Origin of the sequence: Nonomuraea sp. NPDC049655 (genome assembly GCF_044465465.1) — a bacterium.
Classification (GTDB): domain Bacteria; phylum Actinomycetota; class Actinomycetes; order Streptosporangiales; family Streptosporangiaceae; genus Nonomuraea.
Map to the genome: position 1 here is coordinate 358,720 of NZ_JBITLS010000008.1, position 23,752 is coordinate 382,471.

General features: G+C 70.9%; 25 protein-coding genes and 1 pseudogene. 12 read left to right on the plus strand and 14 right to left on the minus strand.

Annotation, left to right across the window (positions count from 1 at the left end; translation table 11 throughout):
- The first annotated feature begins 161 nt into the window (after positions 1–161).
- The 7 genes from ACIBQ6_RS26875 (at position 162) to ACIBQ6_RS26905 (ending at position 6,476) form a co-directional block, all read left to right on the plus strand.
- Entirely contained in the window at positions 162–1,115 is a 954-nt protein-coding gene (locus ACIBQ6_RS26875) for a LacI family DNA-binding transcriptional regulator (protein ID WP_358283205.1), read from the plus strand.
- A gap of 206 nt (positions 1,116–1,321) precedes the next feature.
- On the plus strand, positions 1,322–2,281 hold the full coding sequence (locus tag ACIBQ6_RS26880) for a carbohydrate ABC transporter permease (RefSeq protein WP_397215186.1): 960 nt from the start codon (positions 1,322–1,324) through the stop codon (positions 2,279–2,281).
- Complete coding sequence (locus ACIBQ6_RS26885) at positions 2,265–3,131, plus strand: carbohydrate ABC transporter permease (protein WP_358283209.1); 867 nt, start codon at positions 2,265–2,267, stop codon at positions 3,129–3,131. Before ACIBQ6_RS26880 ends, ACIBQ6_RS26885 begins: the two co-directional genes overlap by 17 nt.
- Positions 3,132–3,176: 45 nt before the next feature.
- Positions 3,177–4,451 (plus strand): ABC transporter substrate-binding protein, encoded by a 1,275-nt coding sequence (locus ACIBQ6_RS26890; protein ID WP_397215189.1) that lies wholly within the window; start codon positions 3,177–3,179, stop codon positions 4,449–4,451.
- A 10-nt stretch (positions 4,452–4,461) separates the two neighbouring features.
- Positions 4,462–5,742, plus strand: coding sequence for a Gfo/Idh/MocA family protein (locus ACIBQ6_RS26895; protein WP_397215191.1), 1,281 nt, complete (start codon positions 4,462–4,464; stop codon positions 5,740–5,742).
- Positions 5,735–6,073 (plus strand): hypothetical protein, encoded by a 339-nt coding sequence (locus ACIBQ6_RS26900; RefSeq protein WP_397215193.1) that lies wholly within the window; start codon positions 5,735–5,737, stop codon positions 6,071–6,073. The genes ACIBQ6_RS26895 and ACIBQ6_RS26900 overlap by 8 nt, the downstream gene beginning before the upstream one ends.
- Complete coding sequence (locus ACIBQ6_RS26905; protein WP_397215195.1) at positions 6,009–6,476, plus strand: hypothetical protein; 468 nt, start codon at positions 6,009–6,011, stop codon at positions 6,474–6,476. The genes ACIBQ6_RS26900 and ACIBQ6_RS26905 overlap by 65 nt, the downstream gene beginning before the upstream one ends.
- Here the strand turns inward: ACIBQ6_RS26905 and ACIBQ6_RS26910 are convergent.
- The 7 genes from ACIBQ6_RS26910 to ACIBQ6_RS26940 all read right to left on the minus strand — a co-directional run bounded on the left by ACIBQ6_RS26910 (position 6,448) and on the right by ACIBQ6_RS26940 (position 13,057).
- Positions 6,448–8,232 (minus strand): ABC transporter substrate-binding protein, encoded by a 1,785-nt coding sequence (locus ACIBQ6_RS26910; protein WP_397215197.1) that lies wholly within the window; start codon positions 8,230–8,232, stop codon positions 6,448–6,450. The genes ACIBQ6_RS26905 and ACIBQ6_RS26910 overlap by 29 nt on opposite strands.
- A gap of 19 nt (positions 8,233–8,251) precedes the next feature.
- Positions 8,252–8,515, minus strand: a complete 264-nt coding sequence (locus ACIBQ6_RS26915) for a DUF2160 family membrane protein (RefSeq protein WP_397215369.1) — start codon at positions 8,513–8,515, stop codon at positions 8,252–8,254.
- 11 nt (positions 8,516–8,526) lie between these two features.
- On the minus strand, positions 8,527–9,279 hold the full coding sequence (locus ACIBQ6_RS26920) for a carbohydrate ABC transporter permease (RefSeq protein ID WP_364326154.1): 753 nt from the start codon (positions 9,277–9,279) through the stop codon (positions 8,527–8,529).
- 62 nt (positions 9,280–9,341) lie between these two features.
- A complete protein-coding gene (locus tag ACIBQ6_RS26925; protein WP_397215199.1) occupies positions 9,342–10,313 on the minus strand; it encodes a carbohydrate ABC transporter permease in 972 nt (323 codons plus the stop codon).
- The gene (locus tag ACIBQ6_RS26930) at positions 10,310–11,428 is read right to left on the minus strand and encodes an ABC transporter ATP-binding protein (protein WP_397215201.1); all 1,119 of its coding nucleotides are present in this window, start codon (positions 11,426–11,428) and stop codon (positions 10,310–10,312) included. Before ACIBQ6_RS26930 ends, ACIBQ6_RS26925 begins: the two co-directional genes overlap by 4 nt.
- On the minus strand, positions 11,421–12,512 hold the full coding sequence (locus ACIBQ6_RS26935) for an ABC transporter ATP-binding protein (RefSeq protein ID WP_397215202.1): 1,092 nt from the start codon (positions 12,510–12,512) through the stop codon (positions 11,421–11,423). The genes ACIBQ6_RS26930 and ACIBQ6_RS26935 overlap by 8 nt, the downstream gene beginning before the upstream one ends.
- A gap of 116 nt (positions 12,513–12,628) precedes the next feature.
- Positions 12,629–13,057, minus strand: coding sequence for a MarR family winged helix-turn-helix transcriptional regulator (locus ACIBQ6_RS26940; RefSeq protein ID WP_397215204.1), 429 nt, complete (start codon positions 13,055–13,057; stop codon positions 12,629–12,631).
- 64 nt (positions 13,058–13,121) lie between these two features.
- On the opposite strand from ACIBQ6_RS26940, the gene ACIBQ6_RS26945 reads away from it, so the two are divergent.
- A complete protein-coding gene (locus tag ACIBQ6_RS26945) occupies positions 13,122–13,511 on the plus strand; it encodes a VOC family protein (protein WP_397215206.1) in 390 nt (129 codons plus the stop codon).
- A gap of 14 nt (positions 13,512–13,525) precedes the next feature.
- Here ACIBQ6_RS26945 and ACIBQ6_RS26950 read toward each other — a convergent pair whose 3' ends face one another.
- Positions 13,526–14,308, minus strand: a complete 783-nt coding sequence (locus ACIBQ6_RS26950) for an SDR family NAD(P)-dependent oxidoreductase (protein ID WP_397215371.1) — start codon at positions 14,306–14,308, stop codon at positions 13,526–13,528.
- Positions 14,309–14,414: 106 nt separating this feature from the next.
- Here ACIBQ6_RS26950 and ACIBQ6_RS26955 point away from each other — a divergent pair, with 106 nt between their 5' ends.
- The gene (locus ACIBQ6_RS26955) at positions 14,415–15,989 is read left to right on the plus strand and encodes a hypothetical protein (protein WP_397215208.1); all 1,575 of its coding nucleotides are present in this window, start codon (positions 14,415–14,417) and stop codon (positions 15,987–15,989) included.
- Positions 15,990–16,004: 15 nt separating this feature from the next.
- On the opposite strand, the gene ACIBQ6_RS26960 is transcribed toward ACIBQ6_RS26955, so the two are convergent.
- Positions 16,005–16,688 (minus strand): TetR/AcrR family transcriptional regulator, encoded by a 684-nt coding sequence (locus ACIBQ6_RS26960; protein WP_397215210.1) that lies wholly within the window; start codon positions 16,686–16,688, stop codon positions 16,005–16,007.
- 80 nt (positions 16,689–16,768) lie between these two features.
- Here ACIBQ6_RS26960 and ACIBQ6_RS26965 point away from each other — a divergent pair, with 80 nt between their 5' ends.
- Together ACIBQ6_RS26965 and ACIBQ6_RS26970 are read left to right on the plus strand one after the other, a co-directional pair.
- Entirely contained in the window at positions 16,769–17,197 is a 429-nt protein-coding gene (locus ACIBQ6_RS26965; protein WP_397215212.1) for a hypothetical protein, read from the plus strand.
- A gap of 77 nt (positions 17,198–17,274) precedes the next feature.
- Positions 17,275–17,484 (plus strand): annotated as a pseudogene (locus tag ACIBQ6_RS26970) (nitroreductase/quinone reductase family protein); the annotation flags it as partial.
- Between the two features lie 44 nt (positions 17,485–17,528).
- On the opposite strand, the gene ACIBQ6_RS26975 reads toward ACIBQ6_RS26970, so the two are convergent.
- Positions 17,529–18,410: an arginase family protein gene (locus tag ACIBQ6_RS26975; protein WP_397215214.1), complete on the minus strand. Its 882-nt coding sequence runs from the start codon at positions 18,408–18,410 to the stop codon at positions 17,529–17,531.
- 28 nt (positions 18,411–18,438) lie between these two features.
- On the opposite strand from ACIBQ6_RS26975, the gene ACIBQ6_RS26980 reads away from it, so the two are divergent.
- On the plus strand, positions 18,439–18,978 hold the full coding sequence (locus ACIBQ6_RS26980; protein ID WP_397215216.1) for a CGNR zinc finger domain-containing protein: 540 nt from the start codon (positions 18,439–18,441) through the stop codon (positions 18,976–18,978).
- A gap of 19 nt (positions 18,979–18,997) precedes the next feature.
- Here ACIBQ6_RS26980 and efeB read toward each other — a convergent pair whose 3' ends face one another.
- The 4 genes from efeB to ACIBQ6_RS27000 all read right to left on the minus strand — a co-directional run bounded on the left by efeB (position 18,998) and on the right by ACIBQ6_RS27000 (position 23,751).
- Positions 18,998–20,260, minus strand: a complete 1,263-nt coding sequence (gene efeB / locus ACIBQ6_RS26985) for an iron uptake transporter deferrochelatase/peroxidase subunit (RefSeq protein WP_397215218.1) — start codon at positions 20,258–20,260, stop codon at positions 18,998–19,000.
- A 15-nt stretch (positions 20,261–20,275) separates the two neighbouring features.
- Complete coding sequence (gene efeO / locus ACIBQ6_RS26990) at positions 20,276–21,415, minus strand: iron uptake system protein EfeO (RefSeq protein ID WP_397215220.1); 1,140 nt, start codon at positions 21,413–21,415, stop codon at positions 20,276–20,278.
- 11 nt (positions 21,416–21,426) lie between these two features.
- Complete coding sequence (efeU, locus tag ACIBQ6_RS26995) at positions 21,427–22,260, minus strand: iron uptake transporter permease EfeU (RefSeq protein WP_358283236.1); 834 nt, start codon at positions 22,258–22,260, stop codon at positions 21,427–21,429.
- Between the two features lie 123 nt (positions 22,261–22,383).
- Positions 22,384–23,751, minus strand: a complete 1,368-nt coding sequence (locus tag ACIBQ6_RS27000) for a glycoside hydrolase family 5 protein (RefSeq protein ID WP_397215222.1) — start codon at positions 23,749–23,751, stop codon at positions 22,384–22,386.
- Position 23,752: the final 1 nt, after the last annotated feature.

Genomic DNA, 23,752 nt, shown 5'->3' on the forward strand with positions numbered 1-23,752 from the left:
TGCACCAAACCTATGGGCCAGGCAGGGCGAGGCGTCAAGAGCTGATTTTCGACCATGGCGTCTAGCTGGGAAAATATGTGAGCGGACAGTGGCCGGTCGGGCGGCAAGCGCTTTCACCGTGGCCATGATGCCTGCAAGCGGTTGCGTTAGGGTGGGTGGCTGTGACAGTGACGATTCGTGATGTGGCCCGCGCTTCCGGTGTGCACGTATCGACCGTGTCGCGGACGTTCTCCGCGCCGCACATGGTGAACGCCGCGACCCGGACCAGAGTGCTGACGGTGGCCGAGGAGCTGGGGTACCGGCCCAACAGGGCGGCCAGGGCGCTCACGACCGGGCGCACCCACAACCTGGGCCTGATCGTGGCCGACATCGCCAACCCGTTCTTCCCGCCGTTGATCAAGGCCGCGCACGCCGCGGCCCGGCAGCGCGACTACCACCTGTTCGTGGCCGACACCGACGAGGAGCCGGCCGCCGAGGAGGAGCTGATCCAGGCGTTCTCCAAGCAGGTGGACGGCGTGGTCCTGTGCAGCCCGCGCTCGTCGAACAAGGTGCTGGAGCGGCTGGCCGAGCGGGTGCCGCTCGTGGTGGTCAACCGGCGGCTGCGCGGCGCGGCCACGGTGCTGATGGACGTCGGGCACGGCGCGCGGCTGGCGGTCGAGCACCTGGCCGGGCTCGGGCACCGCCGCGTGGCGCTGCTGTCCGGCCCGCCGGGCTCCTGGACGAGCGGCGAGATCCGGACGGCCGCCGAGCGGGTGCCGGGCGTCGAGCTGGTCGTCCTCGGGCCGAACGCGCCCACCGAGCAGGGCGGCCTGGCCGCCGCGTCCGCGGTGCGCGAGGCCGGGGTGACCGGGGTGCTCGCCTACAACGACCTCATGGCGATCGGCCTGGTCGAGGGGCTGGGCGAGCTCGGGCTGAGCGTGCCGGAGGACGTCAGCGTGGTGGGCATCGACGACATCGTGCCGGGGCGGCTCAACCGTCCCAAGCTCACCACGGTCGCCATGCCCACCGCGGCGGCCGGGCGGCTGGCGGTCGACCTGCTGATCCAGGAGGTGAGCGCCACGACCTCGCTGGAGACCCGGCTGGTGGTGCGGGAGTCGACGGCGCCGCCCAGATGACCTGCAAACGGTTGTACTAAATCGCAGCAATATTCGTCCTACCTCTCTGTGGTAAGCGCTTGTCACCAGGGAAAATGCGGTGTCGATATATCGATAACAGCGATGTAACGCCTGCAAAGGGTTGACGGAACTTTCCCGGCAGCTATAGGAAAGCGCTATCCATTCACATCTCGCCGGAAGGTCCGTGATGACGAATGAGTTCCGTCATGGCTGACTCGGTGGCGGTGAGACTCCCGGACGCCGCGACCCCGCCCGAGCGGGGGGACCGTCGCGCGTCCAGACGTTCCCGCCGCGAGGCGCGGGCCGCCTACCTGTTCCTGGCGCCCTGGTTCGCCGGTCTGCTCGTCATCACGGTCGGTCCCATCGTCGCCTCGCTCTACCTGTCGTTCACCGACTACAACCTCCTGGAGGAGGCCAAGTGGGTCGGGTTCGACAACTACGTCAAGATGTTCACCGAGGATGCCCGTTACCTGAACTCGCTGAAGGTGACGACGATCTACGTGGTCGTCTCGGTGCCGCTGCAACTGGCCTTCGCGCTCGCCCTGGCCCTGGTGCTCGACCGCGGGCTGCGCGGCCTGTCGCTCTACCGGTCGATCTTCTACCTGCCCTCGCTGCTGGGCGGCAGCGTGGCGATCGCGATCCTGTGGCGCAAGGTCTTCGGGGCCGAGGGCCTGGTCAACGCCGTGCTGGCGGTCTTCGGGATCCAGGGGCCCGGCTGGGTCAGCGACCCCGACACCGCCCTCGGCACGCTGATCATCCTGCACGTCTGGACGTTCGGCGCCCCGATGATCATCTTCCTGGCCGGGCTGCGGCAGATCCCGGCCAGCTACTACGAGGCCGCCGCGGTGGACGGCGCCGGCGTGTTCCGCCAGTTCCGGTCGATCACGCTGCCGCTGCTGACGCCGATCATCTTCTTCAACCTGGTGCTGGAGATCATCAAGTCGTTCCAGTCGTTCACGCAGTCGTTCATCGTGAGCGGCGGCTCGGGCGGGCCGGCCGACTCCACGATGTTCAACACGCTCTACCTCTACCTCAAGGGCTTCAAGAGCTTCGACATGGGCTACGCGGCCGCCATGGCGTGGGTCCTGCTGCTCATCATCGCCGGCCTCACCGGGGTGAACTTCCTCGCGTCCAAGTATTGGGTCTTCTATGGCGACACCAAGTAGGCCGCTGCCCGTCCTGTTCCGCCCGTTCAGGGGCGGCCGGGTGGTCAAGCACGTGCTGCTGATCGGGTTCGGCCTGGTCATGCTCTATCCACTGCTGTGGATGATCTCCAGCTCGCTCAAGCCCGAGGAGCTGATCTTCCGGCAGCCCGGCCTGTGGCCGAGCGAGGTCACGCTGGAGAACTACACCGAGGGCTGGACCGCGCTGAAGCACCCCTTCGGCTACTACCTGTGGAACTCCGCGGTGATCACCGTGCTGTCGGTGGTGGCGAACCTGGTGGCCTGCTCGCTGGCCGCCTACGCCTTCGCCCGGCTGAACTTCCCGCTCAAGAAGCTGTGGTTCACCCTCATGCTGGGCACGATCATGCTGCCGCACCACGTGCTGATCGTGCCGCAGTACGTCATGTTCTCCAAGCTCGGACTGATCAACACGATCTGGCCGCTGGTCATGCCGAAGGTGCTGGCCACGGACGCGTTCTTCGTGTTCCTGATGGTGCAGTTCATCCGCTCGCTCCCCAGGGAGCTGGACGAGGCCGCCGAGATCGACGGCGCCGGCTACTGGCGCACGTTCATCAGGGTGATCATCCCGCTCTGCACCCCGGCGCTGGCCACGACGGCGATCTTCACCTTCATCTGGACGTGGAACGACTTCCTCAGCCAGCTCCTCTACCTCAACAACCCGGACAACTTCACCGCTCCGGTGGCGCTGCGCACCTTCCTCGACGCCAGCAGCGACTCGTCGTGGGGCCCGATGTTCGCCATGTCGATCGTCGCGCTCGGGCCCATCTTCGGCTTCTTCCTGGCCGGCCAGAAGTACCTGATCCGTGGTGTGGCCACCACGGGACTGAAGTAGTTCCCCCACCCCCCGACACAGACGAATCCCACAGGAGGTAGAGCCGTGAGCTCTGGCAAGAAGACGTGGTCGGCGGCCCTGCTCGCCACCGCCGTGCTGGCGGTCACCGCGGCCTGCGGCAGCGGCGGCGACGACGGCGGGAAGGTCAAGCTGCGCTTCTCCTACTGGGGCAGCGACGCGCGGCAGAAGATGACCGAGGAGGCCATCAAGAAGTTCGAGGCCAAGAACCCGGGCATCGACGTCGAGGGCGAGTTCTCCGACTTCGCCAACTACTACGAGACGCTGTCCACGAAGGTCGCCGCGAGCGACGCCCCGGACGTCATCACCCTGGAGATCCGCGGCCTTCGCGAGTACGCCGACCGCGGCACGCTGGCCGACCTTACCGGCAAGGTCCAGACCGCCGACATCGACCCCAAGCTGCTCGGCACCGGCGGCATCGACGGCAAGCAGTTCGCCGTCCCCACCGGCGCGAACGTCTTCTCGGTGGTGCTCAACCCGGCCCTGGTGGAGTCGGCCGGGCAGAAGGTGCCCGACGACACGAAGTGGACGTGGAAGGACTACGTCGACCTCAGCTCGAAGATCACCGCCAAGGGCGGCGGCACGGTCTACGGCACCCAGCTCAACTGGAACCCCGCCTTCCTGCAGATCTTCGCCGCACAGCGCGGCGAGCCCTTCTACCAGGGCAACAAGATCGCCGTCACGCCGGAGACGATCGTGGCCTGGTGGCAGGTCATGCTGGACACGATCAAGGCCAAGGGCAGCCCCGACGCCGCCAAGACCGCCGAGGTCGGCGCGACCAGCGTGGACCAGTCGCTGCTGGCCACCAACACCGGCGCGTCCGGCATGTGGTGGAGCAACCAGCTCGGCGCGGTCGCCAAGGCGTCGGGCAAGGAGATGAGCCTGCTGCGCCTGCCCAAGGCGGAGGGCGCCACCACCGGCGGCATGTTCCTCCAGCCGGCGATGTTCTACACCGCCTCCGCCAAGAGCGAGCACGCCGCCGAGGCCGCCAAGTTCATCGACTTCATGATCAACGACGCCGAGGTCGGCGGGATCATCCTCAGCGACCGCGGCCTGCCCGCCAGCTCGAAGGTCCTGGCCGCGGTCAAGGACAAGCTGCCGCCCGCGGACCAGAAGACGCTGCAGTTCGTCGACTCCATCAAGGGCGAGCTGGCCGACCCGCCCGCCGCGCCGCCGAAGGGCGCCAGCGCCCTGGAGGACATGCTCAAGCGGTACACCGAGGAGGTCATCTTCGGCCGGATGGCCCCCGACGCCGCCGCCCAGAAGTTCCTGACCGAGGCCAACGCCGCCCTCGGCGGCTGAGAGGACGACCATGAGGTACGCGTTCGTCGGGCTCGGGCACCGCGCGCAGCTGTACGTCGACGCGCTGCTCGGCGAGTGGCGCGACACCGGCACCGTCGTCGCCCTGTGCGACACCAACCGGACCCGCATGGACTACCACGCCGAGCGGATCGGCCACGAGGTGCCGTGCTTCGCCCCCGCCGAGTTCGGCAAGGTGCTCGAACTCGCCGACGCGGTCGTGGTCGCGACCGTGGACGCCGCGCACGCCCGCTACGTGTGCGCGGCCCTGGACGCGGGCCGCGACGTCATCGTGGAGAAACCGCTCACCGTGGACGCCGGGAGCTGCGCGGCCATCGCCGAGTCGGCCCGGCGCAGCACCGGCAGCCTGATCGTCACCTTCAACTACCGGTACTCGCCGCGCAACTCGGCCGTGCGCCGCCTGCTCATGGACGGCGCGATCGGCGAGGTGACGTCCGCGCACTTCGAGTGGACGCTCGACACCATCCACGGCGCGGACTACTTCCGCCGCTGGCACCGCGACCGGGCCAGCTCCGGCGGCCTGCTCGTGCACAAGTCCACCCACCACTTCGACCTGGTCAACTGGTGGCTCGGGGCGGCGCCGGAGACTGTCTTCGCGCAGACGTCGCTGCGGTTCTACGGCTCGGCCAACGCGCGGTCGCGGGGGCTGGCCGACCGTCCCGAACGCGGCCGGGGCGCGCCCGGCCTCGGCAGCGACCCGTTCATCCTGGACATCGCCGCCGATCCCCGGCTCAAGCGCCTCTACCTGGACGCCGAGCACGAGGACGGCTACGTCCGGGACCAGGACGTCTTCGGCGACGGCGTGACCATCGACGACAACATGGCGGTGCTGGTCCGGTACGACAGCGGGGCGCTGCTGACGTACTCGCTGAACGCCCACGCGCCCTTCGAGGGCTACCGGGTGGCCTTCAACGGGACGGCGGGACGGCTGGAGCTGGAGGTGGTCGAGCGGGCCTGGACGCCGCCGCACGCGGCGATCGACCCGAGCGCCGCGTCCAAGGAGCACGCCGCCGGGGCATGGGAGCGGCTCATCCTGCGCCCCCACTGGGCCGAGCCGCGCGAGGTGCCGATCGAGGCGGGCGCGGGCGGCCACGGCGGCGGCGACCGGCTGCTGCTGGACGACGTGTTCCGCGGCCCGACCGGCGACCCGCTGGCCCGGCAGGCGGGCTACCTGGACGGCATCCGCAGCGTCCTGACCGGCGTCGCGGCCAACCTGTCGGCCGCCTCGGGCGCCCCCGTGCGGCTGGCGGACACCGGCACCCGCCTTGCCTGACGGATCCGCCCCGGCGGTGTTCGGGGAGCTGGCCGAGGTCGTCGGCGGGCAGTGGGAGCTGTTCCCGTCCCTGCCGGGGCCGCAGTTGCGGGCGGCGGCCCGGCAGGCGATCGGGGTGCCCGCCCTGACCGCCGCGGACGTGCGGGTCGAGCGCACGTGGACCGACGGCGACCTGCACGGCGAGGAGCTGTCGTGGACGGTCGGGTTCGGGCCGCGGACCCGGGCGTACCTGCTGAGACCGCGCGACCACGGCGGTCGCCCACGACGTGCTGACCTGGGGCAGCCGCCGCTTCGCGCTCGACGTCCCGGAGGGGGAGGGCGGCCTCCCTGACCGGTACGATCGCGCGGCGGCCCGGCACGAGCACGTCGTGGCCAAGCACTGCGCCCTGCTCGGCACCTCGTTCGCCGGGGTGGTGGCGGGCGGCCACGTCGAGCGGCACACCTGGATGTTCTACCCGCCGGGCCTGTCGCGGCTGGGCGACTGGCCCGACCTGGTGGCCGCCCGCGCCCCCGCCCCCCTCATGGTCCAGTACGCCCTGCGCGACGACCTGTTCCCGCAGGCCGGGATGCGCCGCGCGCACGCCCGCATCGGCGAGCGCCACCGCGACGCCCCCGGCCGCTACGAGGCCGTGTTCGCGCCGTCCCCGCACTGCTTCGACGTGCCCATGCAGGAGCGCGCCTTCGACTGGCTGGCGCGGGAGCTGGTCAGCCGCCCGCCTTCCACCGGGCGATGAGCTTGTCGTAGTCGAGCGTGGCCGGCTCGCCGCGCTCGTCGGCCAGCTTCGGCGCGGGCGCGCCCGGCTGGTCGAACCAGTACTGGGCCGGACGCTCGGGGTTCAGCTTGGGCGCGCACTGGCCGCCGTAGCCCTGGCGTTCGCGCGACAGGCGTTCCAGCCGGGCCAGGATCTCGTCCTGCTGCCTGGCCAGGTTGTCCATCGACTGCTGCGGGGTGGTCTCGCCGGTGACGGCGGTGGCCACGTTCTGCCACCAGAGCTGGGCCAGCTTGGGGTAGTCGGGCACGTTCGTGCCGGTCGGGGTCCACTGCTTGCGGGCGGGGGAGTTGTAGAACTCGATCAGGCCGCCGTACTTGGCGGCGTTGTCCTTGAAGTAGTCGCTCTTGATGTCGGAGTCGCGGATGAAGGTCAGCCCGGTGATCGACTTCTTCAGCGACACCGTCTTGGACGTGACGAACTGGGCGTAGAGCCAGGCCGCGGCCCTGCGGTCCTTCGGGGTGTTGTTGAGCAGCGTCCACGAGCCGGCGTCCTGGTAGCCGAGCTTGTTGCCGTCCTTCCAGTAGACGCCGTGCGGGCTGGGCGCGATGCGCCACTTGGGGGTGCCGTCGTCGTTGACGACCGGCAGGCCCTTCTTGGTCATGTCGGCCGTGAACGTGGTGTACCAGAAGATCTGCTGGGCGATGTTCCCCTGCGCCGGGACCGGGCCCGCCTCGCTGAAGTTCATGCCGGCGGCCTCGCGGGGCGCGTACTTCTTCAGCCAGTCCACGTACTTGGTGAGCGCGTACACCGAGGCCGGGCCGTTGGTGTCGCCGCCGCGGGTGACCGACGAGCCCACCGGACGGCAGTTCTCCACCCGGATGCCCCAGTCGTCCACCGGCAGGCCGTTGGGGATGCCGGGGTCGCCGTTGCCGGCCATGGACAGCCAGGCGTCGGTGAAGCGCCAGCCCAGCGAGGGGTCCTTGCGGCCGTAGTCCATGTGGCCGTAGACCTTCCGGCCGTCGACGGTCCCGTTGCCGTTGACCTTGTTGCTGAAGAAGTCGGCGATGTCCTCGTAGGCCGCCCAGTTGACCGGCACGCCCAGGTCGTAGCCGTAGGCGTCCTTGAACTGCTTCTTGATCGCCGGGTCGGTGAACCAGTCGTAGCGGAACCAGTAGAGGTTCGCGAACTGCTGGTCGGGGAGCTGGTAGATCTTCTTGTCGGGGCCGGTGGTGAAGCTGATGCCGATGAAGTCGTTCAGGTCGAGGGTGGGGGAGGTGACGTTCCTGCCCTCTCCGGCCATGTAGTCCGACAGCGGGAACACGTACGTGCCGCGCGAGTGGGTGCCGATGAGGTCGGAGTCGTTGACGTAGGCGTCGTAGATGTTCTGGTCGCCCTGGATCTGCGTCTGGAGCTTCTCGATGACGTCGCCCTCCTGGATCAGGTCGTGCTTGACCCTGATCCCGGTGATCTCGGTGAACGCCCTGGCCAGCTTCTGCGACTCGTACTCGTGCGTGGTGATCGTCTCGGACACCACGTTGATCTGCATGCCCCGGTACGGCGCCGCCGCCTTGATGAACCAGTCCATCTCCGCCAGTTGCCGGTCCTTGGACAGAGTGCTCGGCGTGAACTCCGCCGACACCCACCGCTGCGCCGCGGCCCTGCCGTCGGCCTCCTTGAAGTCGCTCTTCGGCTTCTCCTCGCCGCCGCCCGTGCAACCGGCCGCCACCAGGGCCAGCGCCGCCACGACCGCCGCCGCGACACCCACCGCATGCCTCATCGCCTGGCTCCCCTTCCTCTCAGCCCCATATCCCGATCACGACCATGACCAGCAGCGCGACGCCGAGCGCCACCCACATGGACAGGTCGGTGACTGCAATCCACAAGGCCAGCACGACGGCCGCGCTGATCAGGCCGATGTACAGCCGGTCGCCCCGGTCGGTCTCGATCCGCAGGAACCCGCGCCTGGCCACGGGCGGCGAGATCCGCGCCCAGACGGCCATCACGCACAGGAGCAGCGCCAGCCCGGCGAACACCAGGGCCGTGGGGGCGGTCCACACCATCCACTGCACGGTCAGACCCTCCCCAGGGCGAACCCCTTGGCTATGTAGTTGCGCACGAACCAGATGACGACGGCCCCGGGGACGATGGTCAGCACGCCGGCCGCGGCCAGCAGCCCCCAGTCCACGCCCGCCGCGCTCACCGTCCGCGTCATGGTGGCCGCGATGGGCTTGGCGTCCACCGACGTGATCGTCCTGGCGATCAGCAGCTCCACCCAGCTGAACATGAAGCAGAAGAACGCGGTGACGCCGAGCGCGGACCGGATCATCGGCAGGAAGATGCGGACGAAGAAGCGCGGCAGCGAGTATCCGTCGATCGCCGCGGTCTCGTCGATCTCCCGGGGGATCCCCGACATGAAGCCTTCCAGGATCCAGACCGCCAGCGGCACGTTGAACAGCATGTGCGCGATCGCCACGCCCAGATGCGTGTCGAACAGCCCGACCGCCTGGTAGATCTGGAAGAACGGCAGCAGGAACACCGCCGGCGGCGCCATCCGGTTCGTCAGCAGCCAGAAGAACAGGTGCTTGTCCCCGGCGAAGCGGAACCGCGAGAACGCGTACGCCGCCGGCAGCGCCACGACGAGCGACATGACCGCGTTCATCGAGGTGTAGACGATGGAGTTGAGGTAGCTCGAATACCACGACGGGTCGGTGAAGAACGTGACGTAGTTGTCGAAGGTCACCCGCTGCGGGATCAGCGAGAAGCTGCCCAGGATGTCCTCGTTCGGGCGGATGGACATGCCGAACATCCACAGCAGCGGCAACATCAGTGTGGCGGCGTACAGCCAGAAGACCGTGCGCGCCCACGGCAGCCGGTGGCGCGTGGGACTCACCTCCCCGACCTGGTCAGCACGGTGAAGAAGACGTAACAGGCGATCTGTACGAGCAGGAAGTACAGCAGCGAGAACGCGCCCGCCGGGCCCAGGTCGAACTGGCCGACGGCGATCTTCGACAGCAGGATGCTCAGGAACGAGGTCGCGTTCCCCGGCCCGCCGCCGGTCACCACGAACGGCTCGGTGTAGATCATGAAGCTGTCCATGAACCGCAGCAGGATCGCGATCGTCAGCACCCCGCGCAGCCTCGGCAGCTGGATGTGCCGGAACGTCGCCCACGCCGACGCGCCGTCGATCTGCGCCGCCTGGAAGTACGGCTCGGGGATCGACCGCAGCCCCGCGTAGGCCAGCAGCGCCACCAGCGGCGTCCAGTGCCACACGTCCATGACCAGGACGGTGATCCAGGCGTCGGCCGAGTCGAGCGTGTAGTTGAAGTTGACGCGCAGCAGGTTGTTGACCGCCCAGCCGCCGAGCCCGATGTCGCCGCGGGCGAAGATCTGCCAGATCGTGCCCACGACGTTCCACGGGATGAGCAGCGGCAGCGCCACCAGCACCAGCGCCACCGACACCCAGAACCCGCGGCGCGGCATGCAGACCGCGATGGCCACCCCGAGCGGGACCTCCACCAGCAGCACCTGCGCGGAGAACAGCAGCGTGCGCACGAGCGCCGCGCGCACCTCGGGGTCGCGGGCGATCTGCCGGAACCAGTCCAGGCCGACGAACACCCGGTCCACCGGGCTGAAGACGTCCTGGACGGAGAAGTTCACGACGGTCATCAGCGGGATCACCGCGGTGAAGGCCACCGACACCACGACCGGCAGCACCAGCAGCCAGGCCCGGTTGTTCCGCGGGCGGGGATCGGCGCGCGGCCCGGCGGCCCCGGCGGCCTCCGCGGCGGCGGGATCGGCGGCGGCCGGTACGACCTCGCCACCCGCCTGGCTGCCCGCGACGGCGGTCCGGTCGCTCACGCCTGCCCCCTTCCGTCCAGGGGTGCGAGCGAGCCGCACCTGACCTCGTCGCGGAACAGGAACGTCCGGTCCGCGGGGAAATGCAGGAACTCGACCGCGCCCGGCGTCCAGGACGAGCCCGCCTCGGTCCTGGCGATCACCGGATGGCCGCCGACCTCGGCGCGCACCAGGTCGTGCGAGCCCATGCGGTCGATCCGGGTCACCCTGGCCGCCACGCCGGGCCCGGCGGGCGGCCCGCCGACCCGGACGAACTCGGGCCGCACGCCGATCCGCACCGGCCCCGGCGGCAGCGCGCCGGCCACCGTGCCGACCACCGCGCCGGCCACCGCGCCTACCTTCGAGTCCCCGATCCTGACCACGTCGCCGTCGATCTCGGCGGGCAGCACGTTCATGCCGGGGGAGCCGATGAAGTGCCCGACGAACTCGTGCGCGGGCGACAGGAACAGCTCGGCCGGCTCCCCGGCCTGCACGATCTCGCCGTCGTTGAGCACGACCACCTCGTCGGCGAAGGTCAGCGCCTCGGTCTGGTCGTGGGTGACGTAGACCAGGGTGTGGCCGGTGTCGCGGTGGATCTCCTTGAGCTTGCTGCGCAACGTCCACTTCAGCGCCGGGTCCACCACGGTCAGCGGCTCGTCGAGCAGCACGGCCGCCACCTGCTCGCGCACCAGGCCGCGGCCCAGGCTGACGATCTGCTTGCGGCCCGGGTCGAGCCGGCGCGCCCGGCGGCGCAGCACGTCGTCCAGGCCCAGCATGGCGGAGACGCGCAGCACGCGCCGGCGGACCTCCTCGGCCGGGACCTTCCTGTTGCGCAGCGGGAAGGCCAGGTTGTCGTAGACGGACATCTCCTCGTACAGGACGGGGAACTGGAAGACCTGCGCGATGTCGCGGCCGGCCGTGGGGACCCCGGTGACCTCGCGGTCGTCGAACCAGATCCGGCCTGCCGTGGGCGTGAGCAGCCCCGAGACGATGTTCAGCAGCGTCGTCTTGCCGCAGCCGCTCGGGCCGAGCAGGGCGTAGGCCCGGCCGCCGCGCCAGGTCCAGGTCGTCGGCCTGAGCGCCCACGTGCGGCCGCCGTCGTAGCTGTGGCCCACGTCCTCCAGGCGGATGTCAGCCATGCCGTCCCGCCCTCGCCGCCGGGGCGACCGGTAATCGGCCGCCGGCCTCGTCGAACACGAAGACGTGCCGCGGGTCCACGTACGCGGTGGCCGCCTGGCCCGGCGTGAACGGGCGGGTGCCCGGCAGGTGGGCCACCAGGTGCCGGCGTCCCGCCAGCAGCAGGTGCAGGAACGTCGCGCCGCCGGTCACCTCGGCCAGCCTGATCTCGGCGGGCAGCTCCAGCAGGCCGGGGCCGGTCCTGGTGATCGTCACCTGGTGGGGGCGGATGCCCAGCACGACCCCCTGACCGGAGGCGGCGGCGCCCGGCGCGGGGAAGGAGGTGCCCATGACCTCGATCCGGCCGTCCCTGACCGTGCCGGGCAGCAGGTTCAGCGGCGGATCGCTGAGCGTGGCCGCGACGGCGAGCGTGGGCGGCTCGGCGTACATGGTGGCCGGGTCGCCGACGTGCCGCACCCGGCCCTCGCCGAGCACCACGGCGGGCGCGGCGAAGGTCAGCGCCTCGTTCGGGTCGGCGGTGGAGTAGAGGACGACGCCCGGCGAGCCGGTGAACATGCGCCTGAGGTCCTCGCGCAACTGCTCGCGGAGCTTGAAGTCGAGGTTGGCCAGGGGCTCGTCGAGCAGCAGCACGTCCACGGGCCGGGCCAGCGCGCGGGCGATCGCCGTGCGCTGCTGCTGGCCGCCCGACAGCTCCGCGGGCCTGCGGCCCAGCAGGTCGCCGAGGCCCATGACCGCGGCCACCTCCCGCACCCGCCGGTCGATGCCGTCCTTCCGGTACGACCGGTCCAGCCGCAACGGCGAGGCGATGTTCTCGTAAACGGTGAGGGACGGGTAATTGATGAATTGCTGATAGACGAAGGCGATCGAGCGCTTTCGCACGGAAATCGAGGTGACGTCATTTCCGTTGACCAGCACCCGCCCCGAATCGGGCGGCTGCAACCCGGCGGCGACCCGCATGAGCGTGGTCTTTCCCGAGTTCATCGGGCCGACGAGGGTGGTCAGTCCGTGAGGTAGTTCCAGGTGGATGTCGTCGAGCCAGGTCTCCCCGCGCTGCCGTACGCGGACGCCATCGAGGATCAGCGTCACAATGCCCGGTCCTCTCTCCCGGAGCTTGCCCTCCATCTAACATGATCTGATTCTTTGTGCAAAGAGGGCAGTTGTTGTGACAGTTGTTCGTCAGTTGACGTGAGTTATGGCATTTGTCAGGGTGAGAAGAGTTTCATCACCAGGCTGTGGAGGTCGCGGCGCTCGGCGTCGGTCAGCGGGGCGAGCGTCTCGCGTTCGACGTCCGCGACCACCGCGCGGGCCCGTTCCAGGACGTCCCGGCCGGCGGCGGTCGGCGAGATCCGGTAGCGGCGGCGGTCGGCGGGGTCGCGCTCCCGGGCGGCCAGCCCTTCGGCCATGAGGCCGTCCATCAGGCGGACCATGTCGCTCGGGTCGAGGCCCAGCCGGTCGCCAACCTCCCGCTGGGCGGCCGGGCCGAAGTCGTCGAGCGTGGCCAGCGCCGCGAACTCCCACAGGCTCAGCCCCGTGTCGGCGGTGAGCCGCGCGGCCAGGGCGCGCCGGTTGGCGACGCCGACCTTGTGCAGCACGAAGGTGGTCGTCCCGAGCAGGGTGGGTGGCAGTTCCATCTCGTCGAGAAGTGTAGGTTGTTCCCAATAGTTGGTGACTACCCACTAATTTCGGAGGATCAGGATGGACGCTCTCTACCCTCGGCTGCTGGTGCGCGACTTCCCGGCGAGCGTCGCCTTCTACCGGGCCGTCCTCGGGCTGGAGCCGGTGAAGGTGCTGACGGAGGCTATGTACGCCAACTGGGACATCGACGGCCAGGCCGGTCTCGTGCTCTTCGGCCGCGACCGCGTCGCCGAGGTCGTCGGCACGTCCGGGCTGCCGGCGGCGGGCGCCCAGGACACGGTGATGCTGGTGATGCGGGTCGACGACGTCGACGGCGAGGCCGACCGGCTCGTCGGGCTGGGCGCCGCCGTCGCCGCGCCGCCGCAGGACCGGCCCGCCTGGGGGCCCGGCCTGCGTACCGCCCACCTGCGCGACCCGGAGGGCAACCTGATCGAGCTCCAGTCGTACTGAGTACGGGCGGGCGGTCAGGGCAGGATGGCGTCCACGTAGCCGCCGTCCACGCGCAGGGCGCCGCCGGTGGTCGCCGAGGCGAGCGGCGAGCTGAGGTAGACGACCATGTTGGCGATCTCCTCGGGCTCGATCAGCCGCTGGAGCAGCGACTGCGGACGGTGCTCGCGCATGAACGCCCGCTGCGCCTCCTCCCACGGCAGCTCCCGGTCCACGAGCTGGTAGACGAACTCCTCCACGCCGCCGGTGTGCGTGGGCCCGGCGATCACCGAGTTGACCGTCACCCCGCTGCCGGCGGCCTCCTTGGCGAACCCGCGCGAGACGGCCAGCAGCGCCGTCTTGCTCATGCCGTAGTGGATCATCTCGGTGGGCGTGACGATGGCCGAGTCGCTGGCGATGTACTGGATCCGGCCCCAGCCGCGCTCGATCATGCCGGGCAGGTAGGCGCGCGTGAGGCGCACCGCCGACAGGACGTTGACCTCGAAGAAGCGCCGCCACTCCGCGTCGTCGATCTCCAGCGCCGGCCTGGCCTCGAAGATGCCCAGGTTGTTGACGAGGATGTCTGCCTGCGGCAGCGAGCCGAGCACCCGCTGGAGCCCTTCGTCGGTGGTGACGTCGCCGGGCGCGGCGACCAGGCCGCGGTGGTCCATGCGCTCGATGGCCGCGGCCACCGAGCGTTCGCTGCGGCCGTTGACGCCGACGCGCGCGCCCGCCCGTGCCAGACCGGTCGCGATGGCCGCCCCGATGCCCTGGGTCGAGCCCGTGACCAGCGCGGTCCTGCCGCTGAGGTCGATGCTCACCATGACTCCATTGTCCGTGCCGCCCCGCGGCCGGCCGGCACCGGGGCACTACCGGCCGCGGATCGGGTAGATGCCTACTCTGGTCGGTACGTCGAGGGGAGCATGGGTGCGGCGGTTACGGTGGCTGGTCGTGATGGCGGTCCTCGCCGTCCTCGTCGTGGTCCCGGCCGGGCCCGGCGCCGGCGACGACGGGTGCCCGCCCAGGGACACGCGGGTGACCTCGCCGTACGCGATCACCGGCTACTGGGTCATGCCGCGGGCCGACGTGTGCGTCACGCGGCGGACGGTGGAGGCGATCCACTCGCTCGGCGGCGACACGCTCGTCACGTTCGGGCCGCGGTTCGACGCCGGGCCGATGGAGCCGGAGTTCGCCGCCTGCCGGGTGGACGGACGGCCCTGCGCGCGGGTGCCCGGCAAACGGATCCGGCACGTCTACACGTACGTGACCAGCGAGGAGTTCGGGCGTTCCGCGCTGCGCTGCCCGGGGCTCGACCGGCGGATCGACAGCGGCGGGCGGGTCTTCTACCGCGTGTCGCTGGCCGCGTCGTGCGCCGCGCGCGTCCAGGACCTGGTGCTGGTCTCCACCGACGGCGACGGGCTGGGCAACCTGGTCGAGGAGGCGGCGGCGTACGGGATGCGGGTGTTCCCCGGGCTGCCCGCCGCGCCGCAACGGCGGGGCAAGCCGTGGGAGCCCGACCTCGCGCACCTCGCCGCGCTGAACGCCTTCACCGCGCGGGTGCTGGCCGGCTACCGCGAGCGGTTCGGCGGGTCGGCCGCCTTCGGCGGGGTCTACCAGTCGTTCGAGCTGGCCATGCGCGAACGGGGGCCGCGCGACCCCGTCCTCGCCCTGTACGCGGCCCAGCACGCGGCGGTCGCAGCCGCGCTGCCCGGCCGGAAGATCCTGGTCAGCCCCTACATCGACGCCCGCAGGGGCCGCGGTTTCCCACCCGGCCAGGTGCCCGGCGGGCTGGCCGACATCGCCGCCACCCGCGCCGGCGCGCCCATGGCCGTCGCCGTGCAGGACGGGCGGGGGACGGGCAAGGTCCCCGTGCACGGGATCGAGGAGGGCGGGTCCATGGTCGCCCCCCGGCTCGTCCCGGTGGTCGGCCGGGTGCGCAACGCCGACGGCTACTACGGGCCCACCAGGGACTACATCGAGGCGGCGGCCGGCAGCGTGCCCGCCGGGGTCGAGCTGTGGGTGAACGTCGAGGGCTTCGAGCCCGCGCCCGCGGACGGCGAGTGCGGGCGGGTCGAGCCGCTGCCGTTGCGGGGACGTACCAGCAAGGCCCGGCTCGACCAGCAGATCATGGCGACGGGCGGGCGCGCCGCGAAGATCATCTCCTATGGCTGGGAGCCCTTCTTCACCTGCCAGGCGAGCCCGGCCACCCCCTCGCTGGCCGACGACATCGCGAACGGCGGCCGGGAGCCGATCATCGTGAACGCCTACCGCGAGGAACGGGACGGCCGGCCCGGGATCACCGTCGAGGGCTACAACCTGCGCGGCGGCACCCTGCGCTTCACCTCGCCCGGCGGCCGTGAGGTCGGCGTGGCCCAGCGGTGGCACGGGCCGGGCCGCCCCGAGTCGGCGTGGGCCCCCTACGTCCCGCCCGGCCCGTGGACCTCGGTCACCGCCACGAACGCCGCCGGCCGCACCAGCACGAGCGGGTACGTCTTCCGCTAGCGCTCGCCGCGCCCGTCAGGGTTCGCCGTTTTCGCAGGGTTCGCCGAAGCCGCGCAGCATGGCTTCGAGCGCGAAGACGAAACGGCGGTCGGTTCCCGAGGACGGCTGGGCGCGCCGCGCCCGGGTGGCCTCGGCCAGCAGCGGGGTCTCCACCAGATCCGGCTCGGGGATGTCGCGCATCGCGGAGCCCGACGCGGCCCGCTCGGCCCCACCGGCGGCACCCCCGGCGGCCAGGACGGCGACGTGGCCGACGACGAAACCGGTCACGGCGTAGAGCATGTCCAGCGCGCGGTCCGGCGGCAGCCCCGCCGCGCGCAGCACGCGCAGCCCCTCCTCCATCAGGCGCAGGTTCCCGGGCGTGATCGCGGGACGGCTGACCACCAGGGGGACGACGTTCGGATGCGCGAGCAGCGCCCGCAGCAGCGCGTGGGCGTACTCGCGCAGGGCCTCCTGCCATGAGGCGGCCTCGGTCAGCAGCGGCGCGGCCTGCGTGACGACCTGCTCGACCAGGCCGTCCAGCAGCGCGTCCTTGCTGTCGACGTGCTGGTAGAGGGACATGGCCTCGACCCCGAGCTCCTGGCCGATGCGGCGCATGGACAGCGCCTTCAGCCCTTCGCGGTCGGCCAGCGCCAGAGCCGCCCGCAGGATGGCCTGCCGGGTCAGGCCGGCGTTCTGGCCGCGGGTGCGTTTCGGGGACATGGTGCCCTTTCTCGATTCTTACGTGGTAAGTATAGTCAAAACATACTTTGTAAGAATGTTGTCCAGAAGGGACTCATGTCATGACAGGGAAGCCGCGCGGAGCCTCCGCCCTGCTGTACGGCGGCGCCGCGCTCACGGTGCTCGTCACCCTCTTCGCCTTCGCCTACCGGTCCGGGCTGGCCGAGTACCTCAGGGCGGGCTATCCGGAGCTGGGGTCGGGGAAGATCGACGAGGGGGTCACCACGTACACGGTGATCCTCTCGGTCGTGGGGGCGCTCGGGCTGGCCGGCTGGCTCGTCACCGTCCGGGCGGCCGGGGCGGGCAGGGGGTGGGCCCGGTGGCTGGGGGCCGGGCTGTTCGTGGTGGCGTCGTGCTTCGCGCTCGCGGGCCTGACCGTCCGGGACACCAACGGCGAGGTCGGCCTGGCGCCGCTGCTCGGCTGGCTGCAGGTCCTTCCGCTGGTCCCGGGGCTGGTGGCGGTCGTGCTGCTGTGGAGGAGGACGCGGTGATCCACGTCGCCCGGTGGCCGGGGGCGCTCAAGCGCCTGATGTACCGGGGCGGGCGGCCCAACGCGCTCATGCGGGCGATGAACCGGCTCGACGCGCTGACCTACGCCTCCCGGTGGCTGCCGCTGCCTCAGGGGGCGGTGCTCCAGGTGGTGGGACGCCGCAGCGGCGCGCTCACGTCGGTGCCCGTCGCGGTCGCCAGGCACGACGGCGGTGAGTACCTGGTCTCCATGCTCGGGCCGCAGGCGAACTGGGTGCGCAACGTCCGGGCCGCCGGCGGCCGGGCCGTGCTGCGGCGTCGCGGGCGGACGGCTCCGCCCCGGACGGCCACGGGTCAGGTCAGGGCTGAGACGAGGATGTCGGTCAGGGCGGCCGCCTGGCTGCCGTCCTCGTCGAGGTCGGGGTCGAAGATGGCGAACTGGATCCCGGCCGCCCCGGGCAGCGCGAGCAGCCCGCGGAGCAGGCCGGCGAGCTGGTCGCCGGTCAGGCCGCCGGGGGTGGGTGAGTCGACGGCCGACAGCACGGACGGGTCGAGCACGTCGGCGTCCACGTGGATCCAGAAGCCGTCCAGGTCGTCGCGCACGAGCACGCGCTCGGCGGCCTCCAGGGGGATGTCGTCCCCGGCGACGAAGGCGATGCCCTCGGCGGCGAGCTCCTGGACGTCGTCGTCGTCCCGGACGCCGAGCACGATGACGTCCTCGTCCCGGACGTACGGGCGCAGGCCGTCGATGTCGGTCAGGTAGTCGTCGCCGCGGCCGGTCACCAGGGCCAGGTCCTCGCCGGCCGCCGCGCCGACGTGGGGCGAGTTGCCGAGGTGGCGGAAGTCGGTGTGGGCGTCGAGGTAGGCCACCCCGTAGCGGCCCGTCCTGCGCAGGGCGAGCGCGGGGCCGAGCAGGATCGAGCAGTCGCCGCCGAGCAGGACGGGGAAGCCGCCGCCTGCCCTGATCCCGGCCACGCGGTCGGCCAGCCGCCGGGTGTAGGCGGCGATGGCCGCGCCGTTGCGCACGCCGTCGCCGGGCTTCCACGTGGCCACGTAGCGGGGCGGGACCAGCGCGCCCGCGTCGGCCGCGCCGATCCGGGCGACCAGCCCGTTGTCCCGCAACGCCCAGGGGGCCTTGTAGCAGCCGGGGATGACATCCTCGGCGAGTGGACGCAGGCCGAGGTTGGACGGCGCGTCGAGGACGGTCAGTTTTCTGTCAGGGGTTATAGTGCTCATAGTCGTGACGGTAGCAGGAGGGTGAGGGATGCGCCAGTTCACCGAGACGGGTCTCGTGGCCGTCGATCTGGCCAACACGTGGGACGAGTACCTGGACGATCCCGAGCGGCTGCCCGACGTGGCGGAGCTGCGCCGCTTCTATCGCGAACTGGGCGAACCGCTTGAGAACGACCATGGGCTCGGCGAGGAGGACCTGCGGGAGGTCAGGGAGGTGCGCGAGCGGCTGCGGGCGGTGCTGGCCGCCGAGCTCGACGGCCGGGCGGGGGCGCTGGCGGAGTGGGTGGCCCGGCTGCCGGCGCGGGCGGCGGTGGAGCCCGCGGGCGGCGTGCCCCGGCTGCGGCTGGTCGCGCCGGACGGGGCGACGGTGGCGGGCCGGCTCGCCGTGCGGGCCGTCACCGAGTTGCTGGAGCTGGCCGCGGCCGGCGACTGGGAACGGCTGCGCCAGTGCGCGGCCACGCCGTGCACCGACGCCTTCGTCGACCGCAGCCGGCCGGGCAAGCGGCAGTTCTGCTCGACCCGCTGCGCCAACCGCGCCCACGCCCAGGCCTCGCGCGCCCGCCACCGCTGACGGCGGGCGCTGAGCAGGGTCAGGCGAACAGGGTGCGGCCCCAGTAGTCGCCCGCGTCCTGGACGCCGGGCGGGCAGGCGAACAGGCCGCTGGAGACGTGCTTGATGTACTCGTTGAGCGCGTCGTGCCGGGCCAGGTTCATCTGCACGGGCACGAACTGCTTGCGCGGGTCGCGCTGGTAGGCGATGAAGAACAGCCCGGCGTCCAGGCGGCCGAGGCCGTCGGAGCCGTCGACGAAGTTGTAGCCGCGGCGCAGCAGGTGGGCGTTGCCGTTGTTGCTCGGGTGCGCCAGCTTGACGTGCGAGTCGTCCTTGATCAGCGGCTGCCCGTCGGGGCCCTTGGCGGCGAAGTCCACGGGGTCGAACTCGGCCTTCCTGCCCAGCGGCGCGCCCTCGCCCTTGTCCCGGCCGAAGATCTGCTCCTGCTCGGCGAGCGAGGCGCGGTCCCAGGTCTCGATCGTCATGCGGATCTTCCTGGTGACCATGTACGTGCCGCCCGCCATCCAGGCGGGGCCGTCCGAGCCGCTCGCCCACAGGTGGTCGCGCAGCAGGTCGGCGTCCTCCAGCTTCATGTTGTTGGTGCCGTCCTTGAAGCCCAGGAGGTTGCGCGGCGTGGCCTGGGCCCGCGACGTGGACGACGTACGGCCGAAACCGAGCTGCGACCAGCGCACCGAGACCTTGCCGAAGCCGATCCTGGCCAGGTTGCGGATGGCGTGCACGGCCACCTGGGGGTCGTGCGCGCACGCCTGGACGCAGATGTCCCCGCCCGAGATCTCCGGGATGAGCTGTTCGCCGGGGAACTTCGGCAGGTCGGCCAGCGCGGCCGGTCGTTTGCCCGCCAGTCCGAACCGGTCGTCGAACAGCGACGGGCCGAACCCGATCGTCAGCGTCAGCCCCGAGGCGGGCAGCCCCAGCGCCTCGCCGGTGTCGTCGGGCGCCGCCTCGGCCGCCCCGCCCACCGCGCCGAACGCCCCGGCCTCCTTGCCCTGCGTCAGCCGGGCCGCCGCGGCCGTCCACTCCTGGAGCAGGTCGACCAGCTCGGCCTTCTTGTCGGTGATGACGTCGAAGGCGACGAAGTGCAGCCGGTCCTGGGCGGGCGTGACGACGCCCGCCTGGTGCTGCCCGTAGAACGGGAACGGATCGGACGTCGATGCGGCGTGCGCGACCGGCGGCTCCTCCAGCAGCGACCTGGTCGTCACCGCCCCCGCCCCGAGCACGGCCGCGCCCGCGGCGCCCAGCCCGAACAGCTTGCGGCGGCTCATCCGCCCGCCGGCCTGCGACAACGCCCCCACCTCCCGTTACTTGGCGATGACCGGTGCGATCTTACTGATCGGCTCGGCCAGCGCGTTGATCGCGTCGGACAGCGCCTTCAGCTCGGCCTTGGACAGCTCGTCGTGCAGCTTCCAGCCGTCGCCCTTCTGGTGCGCGCCCAGCGCGGCCTCCGCGGCGGTGAACTTCTCGTCCAGCGTCTTGACCAGGTCGGGGGAGCGCTGCTCCAGCACCGGGCGCAGCGACTGCACGGCGGCCTTGGAGCCCTGGAGGTTGGCGTCGAAGTCCCACAGGTCGGTGTGCGACCAGATGTCCTCCTCGCCGGTGATCTTCCCGGAGGCCACCTCGTCGAGCAGCTCCTTGGCGCCGTTGGCCAGGTTGAGCGGGGTCAGCTCGGCGGCGTTGGACTTCTGGACGATGGTCTTGACGTCGGCGATCAGCTTGTCGGCGACCGGGCCGTCCTTGCTGATGTCCTTCTTGATCCACAGATCCTTCTCGATCCGGTGGAATCCGGTCCACTCCTCGCCGTCGGCCAGGTCGGCCTCGCGGGCGTCGATGGCCGGGTCGAGGTCGCCGAAGATCTCCGCGACCGGCTCGATGCGCTCCCAGTACGTCCGCGAGACCGGGTACAGCTCCTTGGCCTTGTCGATCTCGCCGGCCTTGACGGCGTCCACGAACTCCTGCGTCTTGACCAGCAGCGTGTCGCTCTGCGACTTGATGTAGCGCTTGTAGCTGGCGACGGCGTCGGCGAGCTGGGCGTCGGAGGTGAGCGCCTTGTGCTCGCCGGTCACCTTCAGCGCGTTGCGGATGCCCTTGCCCACCATGCCGGGCTTGCAGACGGTCTCGTACGCGCCGGCCGGCAGCTCGGCGACCAGCTCCCTGGTCAGGCCGGGCACGATGTTCTCGACCTCGGCCATCACCCGGTCGCCGGGGGCGTACACGTAGAACTCGGTCACCTTGGAGCCGCCGTTGGTGATCGTGAACGTGCTCGTGCCCGCCGCGATCTCGGCGGCCGCGACCTTGCACTCGGTGTCCGACGCGGCCACGGTGATCTTGCCGGGCGCGGCGGCCGGCCCCTTGGCGGCCTGCGTGGCGGTGGTGCCCGAGCCGCACGCGGTCAGGCCCGCGAGGGCGAGCGCGCCGAAGGACAGGCTGATGGCGGTACGCATGATGCTCCTGTTCAGGCCGCGGGTGCGGTGGAGGCGGGAGTGGTCTTCACCCGCTGTGGCAGCAGGAAGAGGAAGAGAGTGGGCGCGAGGTAGACGATCCAGGCCACGGCCTCGGCGATGCTCGGCTGCGGCGTGATGTTGAGCATGCCGGAAAGCAGCGCGCCGTACCAGGAATCGGCGGGCAGGACGGCGCTGATGTCGAAGGCGTAGGAGCTCAGGCCGGGCAGGATGTTGGCTTCCTGGAGGTCGTGCACGCCGTACTTGAAGATGCCGGCGGCGACCAGGATGAGCAGCAGGCCCGTCCAGGTGAAGAACTTGGTGAGGTTGATCTTCAGCGCGCTCCTGTACAGACCCCAGCCGATGACCACCGACGTGAGCAGGCCGAGCGCGATGCCGAGCAGGGGGTCCATGGTGGCGGTCGCGCCCTGGACGGCGGCGAAGAACAGCAACGCCGTCTCAAGCCCCTCGCGGGCCACGGCCAGGAAGGCCATCACGACCACCGCGAGCGAGCCCATCTGCAGCGCGTCGGAGAGCTTGCCTCGCAGCTCGCCGGAGAGCGCGCGGGCGGTGCGCCGCATCCAGAAGATCATCCAGGTGACGAACGCGACGGCCAGCAGCGAGGTGATCGCGTCGAACAGCTCCTGCCCCATGTGCCCGAGGTTGGCGGCGGTGAAGGTCAGCAGCGCGCCGAAGCCGACGGACAGCGCGACCGCCGCGGCGACACCCGTCCAGACCTGGGGAAGCTTGTCCTTCCTGTCGCTCTTGACGAGGAAGGCGATGAGGACGGAGACGACGAGCGTCGCCTCCAGTCCCTCGCGCAGTCCGATGAGGTAGCTGGCGAACACCGTCACTCCTGCTGGCTGAGGAAAGGCTTACCTAAATTAGGGCAGCCGAAGCATACCTAGCGCAAGCAGTGATGGCGATAGTTTGCCCGGTGGTGTGACGCACCCGACTGTATGGGCGGTTTGTCAGCCGGTGAGATTGGCGGCCAGCAGGTCGAGCAGCGGCTCCCGCCGTACGCACCGCTCCAGCGTGAACGAGTCGGCCAGGGCCAGCAGCTCGTCGTCGCCGAGCCCCCTGAACAGCCCGGCGTACTCGGGCAGCAGGGCCTGGGCGATGAGGATGTGCCTGATCAGGTCGTCGGTCTGGTAGCGGGCGCCCCACGGGTAGGGCGCCCAGTCCGGGAACTCGGTCTCGACCAGCCGGTGCAGCGGGGCGAGCACGTCGGCGCACTCCTCCATGGTCGAGCCCCACCGGTCCGCGCCGAGCCGCCGCTTCTTGCCGATGAACGCGCCGAACCTGTCCAGGTACGCCCCCGACGCGTGCACCAGGCCCTGGAGGCCCACGTCCTTGTACGTCCAGAGCGACCAGCCCGCGTCGTGGGCGTCGTAGATGTCGAGCTGGTCGCGCAGGACCTGGTAGCGCTGCGCGTCCCGGTCCGGGTCGCCGGTGTAGACCGGGCCGAACTCGCCCACCCACAACGGCGTGCCGGTCTCGCGCTGGAACCGGGACCGCCGGGCGAAGGTCTCCTCCAACTGGCCGCGGTCGCACCACTCGCCCCTGGTGAGCCCCGGGTACGGGCCGCCGTGGGCGAACCCGGCCAGGGCGTAGTCGTGCATGACGAACACCGTGTTCTCGTACATCTCCCGGAACATCGAGAAGTCGGTGGCGTAGGTGTTGCCGTCCAGGAACAGGACGTGGTCCGGGTCGGCGGCCCGTACGGCCTTGACCAGCCGGTCGTAGAACGGGCCGACCACCTTGCCCGAGACGTCGCCCGGCTCGTTCACCACGTTGTACCCGGCCACCCACGGATGCCCGCGGTAGTGGTCGGCCAGCGCCTCCCACAGGTGCACGGCCCGGTCCTGGAAGTGCCGGTGCTGCCAGAACGCCGCCACGTGCGTCGGGTTGTCGCTGTGCCAGTGCTGGTTCTGGGAGCCGGGCAGGGCGTGCAGGTCGATCACGCTGTAGAGGCCGCGCTCGCCCAGCAGGCCGATCACCCGGTCGAGGTGCCGGAAGCCCCTCGGGTCGATCTCCATGGGCCGGTCGTCGGACTCCCAGTGGTGGTAGTTGACCGGGATGCGCACGCAGTTCATGCCGAGCCCGGCCAGCAGCCCGGCGTCGGTCCCGGTGAAGAACGAGGTGAGCAGCCGGTCGAAGAAGAGCTCGGCCCGCTCCTCGCCCAGCACGCCGGTCACCGCCGCGCGCATCGAGGTCTCGTTGGCGGGATAGCCGGTGATGAAGTTCTCCATGTTCATCCAGCCCCCGAGGCCCACCCCCCTGAGCCGGACGGGCGTGCCGTCGGGGGTGAGGAGCCGGCTTCCTGAGACGTGGAGCATG